The following is an 8,671-nucleotide window of genomic DNA, read 5'->3' on the forward strand; positions in this document are numbered from 1 at the left end:
TACGAAAGTGTACACGCTTTAGACATATGAAGGAGGAAATTTCCTATGAAGAAGAAAACAGTTGGGTATTTAGCAATTGCAGGTGCTTTATCATTCGGAATCATTGGAGGAGCCGGCATACCAGCATTTGCGGCAACGAATACTCCAGCAGCTGAGCAATCTACAAAAACGGCGAAAAAAGATTTAGATGACGCTACAAAACAAAAAGTAAAAACGATTATGGACGATACAAAGAAACAGTTAGAGGAACTAGGTGTAAAACTTCCAGAGAAAGAAAAACGTAAAGACATGTTTGCTAACTTAGATGAAGCAACAAAAGAAAAAGCGAAATCGATTTTAGAGCAAGAGAAATCCGGAAAATTAACACGTGAACAAGCGCAAGAGGAATTAACGAAGTTAGGCGTGAAAATGCCAGAGAAGGGTAAGCATGGGGATATGTTTGCTAACTTAGATGAAGCAACAAAAGAAAAAGCAAAATCAATTTTAGAGCAAGAGAAATCTGGGAAATTAACACGTGACCAAGCAAAAGAAGAGTTAACAAAACTAGGCGTGAAGTTCCCGGAAAAGGGTAAGCATGGAGATATGCTTGCTAATTTAGACGAAGCAACAAAAGAAAAAGCAAAATCAATTTTAGAGCAAGAGAAATCTGGAAAATTAACACGTGAACAAGCGCAAGAGGAATTAACAAAGTTAGGCGTGAAAATGCCAGAGAAGGGTAAGCATAAAGACATACTTGCTAACTTAGATGAAGCAACGAAGGAAAAAGTAAAGTCTATTTTTGAACAAGAAAAGTCCGGAAAATTAACACATGAGCAAGCTAAAGAAGAATTAACAAAACTAGGTGTGAAACTTCCAGAGAAAGAGAAACATGAAGACATCTTTGCGGGATTAGATGAGGCAACAAAAACAAAAGCAAAATCGATTTTAGACAATGAAAAGAAACAATTAGAGGCGTTGAATGTGGATCTTCCACATCACAAATTTTTTATGAAAAAAGATGAGAAATAATTGAGTGAAGTCGTACCTTTCGTGTGGGCAACCGAAAGGTACGTGAGAGGACCGATTTCTGCTTACAGAAATCGGTCCCTTTTAATGATTTAATAAATTTTTTTTCATTGTTAGTATGTATCCAAAGACGCAGTAGAAGATTGCAAAACCGATAAATACTTCTGTATATTGGTATGTACCTAATACGTAGAAGGAAGCAGCTGGTATAATAGCTACGGCTAAAATGCTATAACCAGGATACTTGTGCCTGTACATGATAGCGAATAGAGCCGAAAGAAATGTAGCGATAATACAAAAAACAGCAATCATTATTCTTGCACCTCCTATATGGAGTATACCATTTTTAGGGAATTAGAGAAGTGTCGTAACTTCTGTTATAATATAAGAAGAGAAATATTTCGTATGTTATATAAAAAAATATATTGATTTTTTCTAACAATTCAATATAATGAACAATAACTACAAAATTCGACATCAAGAAGTGATGATGAGGACACGATCGATTTTTTACGATTCTCAGAGAGGGAAGCCTTTGGCTGTGAGCTTCCTAATACGAAAAAATGGATTACCACCTCTGAACTGCAGCAGTGAACGGATACCTAGTAATTGCTTGCCGGCAAAAACCGTTATTTAGACTTGAGAAATTGGTGAAGTGTGTCACTTTGCTAATTGAAACAAGGGTGGAACCACGAATACAACACTCGTCCCTTTTTTAGGGAGGAGTGTTTTTTTATTTCATTTTTGCATCACACTAGGATTGGAAGGAGGATACGCAGCATGCATCATGATGAGAAGAACAAAATTGGTTTAACAGTAGCACTTTCTATTGTGGTAGGAACGATTATTGGATCTGGTGTGTTTATGAAACCAGGGAGCGTATTAGATTACTCGGGGAGTTCTAATATGGCCATTCTTGCTTGGGTAATTGGTGGTCTGTTGACGCTAGCAAGTGGTTTAACAGTAGCTGAAATTGGAGCGCAAATCCCGAAAAATGGTGGGTTGTATACGTATTTAGAGGAGATTTACGGAAGTTTTTGGGGATATTTATCAGGCTGGATGCAAACGATTGTTTATGGGCCAGCTATTATTGGAACATTAGGATTGTACTTTAGTTCTTTAATGATTAATTTTTTCTATTTAGATAAAGTATGGAATTTACCAATTGCAATTGGAACAGTTGTGTTCCTTGGCGTTGTAAATAGTATGGGAACAAAATATGGAGGTATCGTCCAAACGGTTACGACAATTGGGAAGATGATTCCGATCGTTTTAATTGTTGTGTTAGGTTTTTGGAAAGGAAATAGCGATATCTTTAACGTAGTTGTGCCGATATCGGAAAATCAAAGTATTGGTATGGCGATTTTAGCAACGTTATTTGCTTATGATGGCTGGATTCTACTTGCTTCGATTGGCGGAGAAATGAAGAATCCAACAAAGTTATTACCGAAAGCGATGACAGTTGGGATTTTAATTGTAACGGCTGCTTACGTACTAATTAACTTGGCATTATTAAATGTATTACCAGCAACGAAAATTGTAGATCTTGGAGAAAATGCAACAGCGACAGCTGCGGGCATGCTACTTGGAGAATATGGCGGGAAAATTATTAGTATCGGTATTATCATTTCTATTTTTGGTTGTTTAAATGGAAAAATTTTAACGTTCCCACGTATCCCGATGTCGATGGCAGAACGTGGACAACTTCCATTTGCTAAGTTTATTGCAAAGGAAAGCCCAAGATTTAAAACACCAGCAAATGCGATTACTGTTGAAATCATTTTAGGAATTATTTTAATGATTATTAGTGATCCGAATAAGCTATCTGAGATTTCCGTATTCATTATTTATATTTTCTACGTAATGACGTTTATTGGTGTCTTCATTTTAAGAAAGCGTAATAAGAATAAAGAGCGTGCATATAGTGTACCTTTATTCCCAATCGTACCAATCGTCGCGATTTTAGGTTCGTTCTTTGTAATCGGAAGTGCAATTATTAATGATCCGGTAAGTTGTTTCTTATCAATTGGAATTGTCTTTACTGGACTACCGGTGTATTGGTATTTAAATAAGAAGAATAAAACTAGTGTTTAATAATTAGAAGGCAGGCGTATCATACGCCTGTTTTTTATTGTAAAAAAATTGTACTTGTGTTCAATTTCTATTTTGGTTACTATAGTCGTAGTAACCAAAATAGAAAGCGTGGGGAAAGACTTGAATTTTCGTGTGTATATTTTAGCTATCGCGGCTTTCGTAGTCGGAACGGTTGAGCTAATTATAGGAGGAACGCTCGATTTAGTTGCCAATGATTTAGGAGTATCTATTAGTGCAGCTGGTCAGCTTATAACAATATTTTCAGTAGTATTTGCTTTATCAGGTCCAGTTTTATTAGCGGTAACTGGAAAGTTTGAAAGAAAAAGATTATACATTGGGGCATTATCAATTTTCTTAATCGGAAATATTATTTCGGCATTTAGTTTGAATTACGGGATGTTAATGTTCTCGAGGGTTGTTTGTGCGGCGAGTGGTTCATTAATTATTGCGTTATCTGTAACACTTGCTTCTAGCGTTGTAGAACCGCATTTTCGTGCGCGTGCAATCGGAATCATTTTCATGGGGATTAGTGGATCGCTTGTACTTGGAGTACCACTTGGTCTTGTACTAGGAAATGCATACGGATGGCGTGCACCATTTGTCTTAATTTCGGTATTAACAGTTATAGCAATCGCTTGTATTTCATTATTCTTAACGAAAGTACCACCGACATCGGTATTATCAATAAGAGAGCAAATTGCTACGTTAAAAGATAAGAAAATCGTAAGTGCACAGTTAACATCATTTTTATTTTTAACAGGTCATTTAACACTATATGCATATTTAACACCTTTCTTAAAAGATGTGATGCATGTGGAAGCGAATTGGATTAGTGTATTTTACTTCATTTTCGGAATCGCAGCGGTACTTGGAGGCGGCCTTGGGGGCTTGCTTGCTGATAAATGGGGATCGAAGAAAAGTATTATCTCCATTATTATCGTATTTGCGTGTGCAATCTTCATATTGCCGATGATGACATTCTCATTCCCACTGTTCATTATTATGATGGGGATTTGGAGTATGCTGAGCTGGGCTATTTCGCCAGCACAACAAAATTATTTAATTGAAATTGCACCAGAATCGGCTGGCATTCAGCAAAGTTTAAATAACTCTGCGCTTCACTTAGGAATTGCACTTGGTTCAACAGTAGGCGGAGTTGTTATTGAAAAATCATCTGTTATATATAATGCTTGGGTAGGCGGCGGCTTTATTATATTAGCGCTGCTTTGTGCAATCTTCTCAATTACGAGAGGACGTTCTACTCAGTTTGCAAAAGAAGAATCTATCGTTTGATAGGTTCTTTTTTTATTTGTAAAAAATTGCAGGTTTTAGTAGGTGTATGGAGAACGTTGTATATAGCGAGGTGATGTATATGTATACGAATTTTTCGATTTTTGGCTTACTAATTTCAATGCTTCCGTTGTTCCTTATTATTCTTGCACTTAGATGGGTACGTTTCATCTATCAAAATTCAGAGAAACAAGTGGAGCAAAATGAGAAAATTATTGAGCTGTTGACAGAGATAAAAGAAAAAGATAAATAACATGTATTCGTTTGAAATTTGTTTCTGGTAAGTAAAAAAGGCACTTATAAAGTGCCTTTTTATTATTTTTAAAAATTTTAAATATGTAACATTCATTTGTCAATAGCAGCATGAGAACAAACAATTGTAATGTTGCTTATTGCTTTGAAACTTTCTCAACAATTCGACAAGATAATACAAAAAAACCACCTATTCTCTTTTTTTCACTATAAGTACAATGAAACAGTAAGATTGCTTCATGTAGAAATTTATATATGGTGGTGGGGAGAATGAAACGAAAGATGGTAGGGAAATGGTTTAGTTTTTTAAGTGCTCTTATTATTTTATTAGGAATTGCAATGCCGCAAGTAAAGGCAGAAGTAATGAACAGAGAAACATATAAAATGGATTGGAGTTATAGTAATTCGAAACATCGTGAAATAAAAACAGAAATAATTAAAACGGCTTCGGGTAGTATTGCGTATTGTTTAACGCCTGATTTGCGTTCTCCAAATGGAGATGATTTGCCTGAAATGGGGAAAACATCTGATGACGTATATCGTGTTTTATTAAATGGATATCCTCAAAAAAGCCCATCTGAATTAGGGGTAGCGACAGTAGAAGAAGCGCATTATGCTACACAATTAGCGGTATGGATTGCAGCAAATGAATTAACAGTAGAAGATTTAGTTGCAAAAAATGAACGAGTACATAATCTTATGAAGCGTTTAGTAGAGGCTTCAAAAAAAGAAACTGGATCACAAGATTTATTTTTTAAAGTTAATCCTGTAGATCCACAAACTGCTACACAAAAAGGTGATTATTTAGAAACAGGATTTTATGCAGTGCAAACAAATGCGGTTTCTGGCTCTTATACAATTCTTCCTGAAAACGCTCCTAAAGGGGTTCGAATTGTAAATGAAAATGGAGAAGAGAAAAGTACATTATCAATTAATGGAAAATTCAAGATTTTAATCCCGAAAGATACGAGTAGTGGTAATTTTAAAATGAAAGTGAAGTCTACTTTAACAAATTTACAAGCAATAGCTTTTAAAGGCTCGGAAAAAGTTCAAAATACAACAGTATTGTTACAAAGAAATAGTGAGAAAATCAGTACAGATTTAGTTGTAAATTGGGAATCAGTAGGCTCTTTAAAGATTATGAAATTAGGAGAAAAAAAGGAATTATTAAAAGGGGCTGTGTTTGAAGTTTCTAATGAAAACTTTAAACAAAATGTTACTACTAATGATAAAGGGATTGCGGAGCTAGGGAATCTTTCAATCGGTATATATAGCGTCAAAGAAATTCAAGCGCCAGCTGGATATGTGGTAGACGGAAGTGTTAAAAAAATTGAAGTGAAAACTGGTGAAACTGCTCTATTAGAGTGGAAAAATGAAAATATAAAAGGTGAATTAGAAATAACGAAAGTAGATATAGCGGATGGAAATACGAAACTGCCAAATGCAGAGTTTACAATCTACAACGAACAAGGGAAAGAAGTAGTAAAAGGGAAAACGGATGAAAAAGGTGTAGCGAAATTTAAACTACCATACGGAAAGTACACGTATAAAGAAACAATAGCACCGAATGGCTATGTAATAAATGAAGAGACATTTGCATTTGAAATAAAAGAGAATGGAGAAATTATTAAGCATATCGTTCAAGATAAGAAGGTAGAAGGTGAGTTAGAAATAACGAAAGTAGATGTAGCGGATGGGAATGTGAAACTGCCGAACGCAGAATTTACAATCTACAACGAACAAGGGAAAGAAGTAGTAAAAGGGAAAACAGATGAAAAAGGTGTAGCGAAATTTAAACTACCATACGGAAAGTACACGTATAAAGAAACAATAGCGCCGAATGGCTATGTAATAAATGAAGAGACGTTCTCATTTGAAATAAAAGAGAATGGAGAAATTATTAAACATATCGTTCAAGATAAGAAGGTAGAAGGTGAGTTAGAAATAACGAAAGTAGATATAGCGGATGGGAATACGAAACTGCCAAATGCAGAATTTACTATCTACAACGAACAAGGAAAAGAAGTAGTAAAAGGAAAAACAAATGAGCAAGGTATAGCGAAATTCAAATTACCATACGGAAAGTACACGTATAAAGAAACAATAGCACCAAATGGATATGTAATAAATGAAGAGACATTTGCATTTGAAATAAAAGAGGATGGAGAAATTATTAAACATATTGTGAAAAATAAGAAAGAAGAAAAGGCATCGCTTCCTTCTAAGCCAAATAAGCCAACACCGAATGGAGAAGTGAAACCTTCCACTGATGTGAAGCCAATGCCACAACCTAATACTCATAATGAAGTGCGTTTACCAGCTACTGGCGGTGTCGGCAATGAATTTACCGCTTTATTCGTTTTAGGAATTGGTTTTATTATTGCGGGTGCTTATGTGTTAAGGATGAAAAATAGAAAAGAAATGTAGAAAAAAACGCCTTGTAATAGAGGCGTTTTTTTAGTATCTCAATTTCCTCAACAAACTCTTAATTTCTTCATCTTGCATAAAGAGATCATGGTGTTTCTGGGTAATCTTTGCAAGTGCAACGTCGTGATAGAAAAATTCTATGAAGAACTTCACGAAAGGTTGTGACATTGTTTTCATTGCTTGCCATGATTGTTGCTCTACACCAGCAAATAAAATTTCGCGGTCGTCAACGACGAGTAGTAAATAGCGCTCTAATGCGTTAGGTTCTTCAGCTGGAATTAGAAAATGCATGTTTTCTAAATTGGTTTCTACTTTTCCAACTATAAGAGACTCGATGTGGACGCCTTGTTTTGCTTTTTCTTCTAGTATAGGAAGGTATTCAGAAAGAGTATCATTCCAAGCTGAAATAAGAATGGATTTTTTTGCACCTTCGATGAGTTCTTTACTTTGAACTCGAATAGAAGATTGCATTTTTAAGCTCCACACACGATCATCTGTAAATGATTTTTTGGATATATTCGTTTCCAAGTCTTTAATATTTGATTGAAATTCAGTCGTTAATTTTTCAATTGCTAGCTTGAGTGGTAATGCTGTATATAACTTTTTCTTTTCTGAAACAGAATCCATTACCATCCCTTTATCGATCAGGCGTGCTAGCACTTCGTATATTTTTGCTTTTGGAACACCAGAGTGCTTCACAATCGTTGTAGCATCTAGTGGTTCGTTACTTGATACGACAACTTCATAAGCTTGGCTTTCATATTGTGAGAAACCGAATTTTTGTAACATAGTTCCCTCCGAACAAATGAGATTATATAGCTTAAGGATAATGAACTATTTGTTTTTGCACAAGTGGTAGTAGGTTTTCTACTTAAATTGAGATGAGAATTAATTTCAATTTTTTAATTTTATCCATTATACTTAATATAGTGATTAATATGATTACAATACAACGAGAAGGGTAACTAACTGTTACGATTTATTTAACCAATTATAATGAAAGTTAATTAAATATATCAGTAAGCCCTGCTAGTCAAGTGATTGGCTAGTAGTGAGGGTTAACTGCGGGCAATCCCTAAAGCTGATTGAACTACAACGTGGCTAGAAATGGCGAGCGTGAATGTCGCGAAAGCAGAAAAAATCAATCAGATCGTGCAAGGTTAAATCCTAAACACTAGAACAATGGGTCTTCCGCCTCGAATCATCTAAGTCAAAATGGATAAGATGAACGTTCAACGACTATCTCGTATAACTGACGAGAGTACATCACAAGCCTATGGTGGTGGAAAAATCCTCTATCTCTAAGGAGATAAACATATAGTCTGCGCTCATGTGAAAACAGGAGAAGTTCATAAGAGAACTGGCTAAGGAATTGCGCCCCTAGTTGAACAAGATACATTTAATTAAATCTATCAAACTTCATTGAAAATATCGAACGTACGTGCTATGTTGGATTCAATGAGGTGAGAATAATAATGAAATTTTCACGAGTTAGTCAAGTATCAGAATTAACAGGTTTGCACCCGAGTAGTCTAAGGAGAATGCTGGTGGAACACGCTACGATTCAGAAGAACAAATCTTTCATTAAAAGAGTTACATTCTG

The 8,671-nt window shown here is 35.3% G+C and carries 7 protein-coding genes and 1 other annotated feature; of the genes, 5 read left to right on the forward strand and 2 right to left on the reverse strand.

The window, feature by feature from the left end; genetic code table 11:
• Positions 1–45: 45 nt before the first annotated feature.
• Positions 46–1,008 carry a hypothetical protein gene (locus tag BAQ44_RS25740; protein ID WP_071724524.1) on the forward strand — a complete coding sequence of 321 codons (963 nt, stop codon included), beginning with the start codon at positions 46–48 and terminating at the stop codon, positions 1,006–1,008.
• 81 nt (positions 1,009–1,089) lie between these two features.
• Here BAQ44_RS25740 and BAQ44_RS25745 read toward each other — a convergent pair whose 3' ends face one another.
• On the reverse strand, positions 1,090–1,317 hold the full coding sequence (locus BAQ44_RS25745) for a hypothetical protein (RefSeq protein WP_071724526.1): 228 nt from the start codon (positions 1,315–1,317) through the stop codon (positions 1,090–1,092).
• Between the two features lie 166 nt (positions 1,318–1,483).
• Positions 1,484–1,720: a binding site (T-box leader), on the forward strand.
• Between the two features lie 65 nt (positions 1,721–1,785).
• Between BAQ44_RS25745 and BAQ44_RS25750 the strand changes: the two genes are divergently transcribed.
• The 4 genes from BAQ44_RS25750 (at position 1,786) to BAQ44_RS25765 (ending at position 7,068) form a co-directional block, all read left to right on the forward strand.
• Entirely contained in the window at positions 1,786–3,099 is a 1,314-nt protein-coding gene (locus tag BAQ44_RS25750; RefSeq protein WP_063261750.1) for an APC family permease, read from the forward strand.
• Between the two features lie 108 nt (positions 3,100–3,207).
• Positions 3,208–4,392: an MFS transporter gene (locus tag BAQ44_RS25755; protein WP_116758418.1), complete on the forward strand. Its 1,185-nt coding sequence runs from the start codon at positions 3,208–3,210 to the stop codon at positions 4,390–4,392.
• A gap of 79 nt (positions 4,393–4,471) precedes the next feature.
• Entirely contained in the window at positions 4,472–4,642 is a 171-nt protein-coding gene (locus BAQ44_RS31215) for a hypothetical protein (protein WP_071724527.1), read from the forward strand.
• A gap of 269 nt (positions 4,643–4,911) precedes the next feature.
• The gene (locus BAQ44_RS25765) at positions 4,912–7,068 is read left to right on the forward strand and encodes a SpaA isopeptide-forming pilin-related protein (protein ID WP_071724528.1); all 2,157 of its coding nucleotides are present in this window, start codon (positions 4,912–4,914) and stop codon (positions 7,066–7,068) included.
• A gap of 30 nt (positions 7,069–7,098) precedes the next feature.
• Here the strand turns inward: BAQ44_RS25765 and BAQ44_RS25770 are convergent, their stop codons facing one another.
• Positions 7,099–7,857, reverse strand: coding sequence for a TrmB family transcriptional regulator (locus BAQ44_RS25770; RefSeq protein ID WP_063261757.1), 759 nt, complete (start codon positions 7,855–7,857; stop codon positions 7,099–7,101).
• Positions 7,858–8,671 lie beyond the last annotated feature (814 nt).

It is taken from the genome of Bacillus mobilis (genome assembly GCF_001884045.1).
GTDB classification, from domain to species: Bacteria; Bacillota; Bacilli; order Bacillales; family Bacillaceae_G; genus Bacillus_A; species Bacillus_A mobilis.